The sequence below is a fragment of the uncultured Leptotrichia sp. genome, from assembly GCF_938036635.1.
Classification (GTDB): Bacteria; Fusobacteriota; Fusobacteriia; order Fusobacteriales; family Leptotrichiaceae; genus Leptotrichia; species Leptotrichia hongkongensis.
Genome location: NZ_CALHQO010000455.1, coordinates 1 through 1,707 on the forward strand (window position 1 = coordinate 1; position 1,707 = coordinate 1,707).

Below are 1,707 nucleotides of genomic sequence, written 5' to 3' on the forward strand. Positions count from 1 at the left end.
GAGGATTTAGGCACTGAGTTTTTTGCCGATAAAAATTTGGGAAATAAAAAGTATTTTCAGATTATTAAGAAAAAGTATAGGAAATTGTGGAAAAAAAATAGAAGTAAATTTTTGATAAATTATTTTGAGAAATATGAAAAAAATATTTTGAGTAAAAATGATAAAACTCAGAATTTAGAAATTACGGAAAAAAATAACGAGAATGAAATCATGGCTGAAAATAAGAATTTGGAAACTAAATCAGGAAATAAAATTGTGGAAAACTTTGTGGATTACTCTGTGATTTGGGAAAAGCTTTCGCTTGTGAGCTGCTGGTCGGATAGTGATTCCTATGAAATTTTTATAAAATTGAAGGAAAAATTGAATCCCAATAAAAAAAACATAAATTTGAAATTTCAGGGAAAAGGTCTTATGTCAACGGAATGTATCGTAAGTTTTCCGCTGGAAAATGTGAAAAATGGGAGCGCTATTGCCTATAACTCGTTTTTTTATGAATTTATTCAGGTTTCTGATGATAAGCTGGAAAACAGGAGTCCAAAACTTTTGGATGAATTGGAGCTGGGAGAGCGTTATTGCGTTGTTGTTACGACAAATGCAGGGCTTTACAGATATAATACGAATGATATAGTGGAAGTTACAGGATTTTATCATAAAATTCCAATTGTAAGGTTTGTTGGCAGAATAAATAGTTTTTCTGACATTGTGGGGGAAAAATTAAAAAATTCGTTTGTGGAAAAGCAGGTTTTAACAACATTGGAAGAAAATAATATAAAGGGAGAATTTTTGCTGTTTGCACCAGTAAAAAATGAAATAGGGGAAATTTTTTATACTTTATTTTTAGAAATAAAAAAAGAAGGAAGAAAATTTAATTGGAAACAAATTGAAAATGAAATTAACAGCAGTTTATGCAAGGCATTTCATTATGAATATGCGTATAAATTGGGGCAGTTGAGGAAAGTAAGAGTATTTTTAATAGAAAAGGATGGATTAAAGACTTATACGGCTGAAAAATCGAAAAAGCAGAAAATAGGCGATATAAAATATCGGTTGCTAGATAAAAATTTTGGCTGGGAAAATAAATTTGCAGGAGGATTTGGAGAATGAAAGTGGCATTACTGGCACCAGCAGGGGCAATGTACAGGTTTAACGGAACATTTAAGAAGGCGATTCACTATGCACCGCTCACATTATCGACACTTGCGGCGTATATTCCAGAAGACATCGAAGTTGTAATTCATGATGAAACAATTGAAAAAATACCGCTTGAACTGGATGCGGATATTGTGGTTATGACTTCTATTACGGGAACCTCGGAAAGAGTGTATAAATACGCAAGATACTTTAAAAGCAAAGGAAAAAAGGTTATTTTAGGTGGACCGCATCCGACACTTTGCCCAGAAGAGGCGATACAGCACTGTGATTCTGTTGTAATTGGGCGTTCTGAATGGCTTTTTACGGAAATAATGGAAGATGCGAGAAATAACAGTTTAAAGAAATTTTATGTGCAGAAGGAAAATAGCCTGGAAAATTTGAAATTACCAAAAAGGGAACTTCTGAAAAAGGAAAGATATGTTTCCATAAATAGCATTGAAGCTACAAAAGGCTGTTCTTTCGACTGTTCATTCTGTGTTGGGAAGGCTTTATATCCAACATTTTTAAAAAGACCGATTAATGAAATTATTGCGGAAATTGAGACTTTTAAAAAAA

2 protein-coding genes are annotated in these 1,707 nt (G+C 32.5%); both read left to right on the forward strand.

Annotated features, from left to right (window positions below):
• Nucleotides 1–1,104, forward strand: a 1,104-nt coding sequence (locus Q0370_RS08980; RefSeq protein WP_299574858.1) for a GH3 auxin-responsive promoter family protein, incomplete at its 5' end; no start/stop codon positions are given.
• Nucleotides 1,101–1,707 (forward strand): cobalamin-dependent protein (locus Q0370_RS08985; protein ID WP_299574861.1); only part of this gene is annotated, 607 nt, incomplete at its 3' end. The genes Q0370_RS08980 and Q0370_RS08985, both read left to right, overlap by 4 nt.